This window comes from Dysgonomonas termitidis (assembly GCF_042654545.1).
Taxonomy (GTDB): Bacteria; Bacteroidota; Bacteroidia; order Bacteroidales; family Dysgonomonadaceae; genus Dysgonomonas; species Dysgonomonas termitidis.
Genome location: NZ_JBHSGN010000215.1, coordinates 1 through 815, shown reverse-complemented (window position 1 = coordinate 815; position 815 = coordinate 1). Strand labels below are relative to the sequence as shown.

The window sequence follows — 815 nt, the reverse complement described above, 5'->3', positions numbered from 1 at the left end:
GAAGCTAATAAGACATGTTTATTGGCAAGCTTTATACCTTTTGTATATACTTTTTTCATTCCCCGGTAATGAAGCAGAGTCCCTAAAACAGGCTCAACGGTAGATGAACGCAGTTTTATCATTCGCTTGCCTATAGGAGTATGAATACGTTGATACATTCGATCATAGTAAGCTTTGTCTATGGTATCTTCTAAATGTTTGAAGTTTTTTTTACCAAGACACGCTGCTTTAAGCGAACAGTCTTTACAATCTTTGCCGGAAGATTCATAGATTCTGGTCCGGGTATTATCCCGGTGATCGGTGCGTATATACTTAAAGGGGAGCTTTACGCCTTTATAGCATTGGTAATAATTTTCTTTCGGATGAAAAGTGAAATTCGTCCTTTTAGGAAGATAGTTTCCCATGCAGGGTATATACCCTTGAATGTTGAGATCTTCTAAATGTCTGAGAGAACGTCCACTGCTATAGTTTGTATCCGCCAATACCTGGGAAATGGTTATACCCATTGGATATAAATTAGTTCTTGCCTGAGCTAAGATATCAGGTAAACAAAGTGAATCCCGTTTGTCTGCAAGGCTTGCCAAAGCACCGCAAATAACATGGGAACTCGTATCTACACTTATTTGTGCAAGATAGTTGAGATTTAGCGCTTTGTGTGGCTTCCTGGATAACCGTGCTTGCGGATCTGTTGAACTGCATCGCTTTTTATTTTGGCCATGCCTGGGATTTGATGGCTTGATAGAGGAATTATTGAACTGAGGCCCTGATTTATGCTCTTGTTCATTAGCACATAGATCCTGATAATACATAGAGCT

Annotated in this window: 1 protein-coding gene; it reads right to left on the bottom strand. The window is 39.6% G+C overall.

The window, feature by feature from the left end:
• On the bottom strand, nucleotides 1-815 hold an 815-nt coding region (locus tag ACFO6W_RS26275), incomplete at both ends, for a transposase (protein ID WP_380002127.1).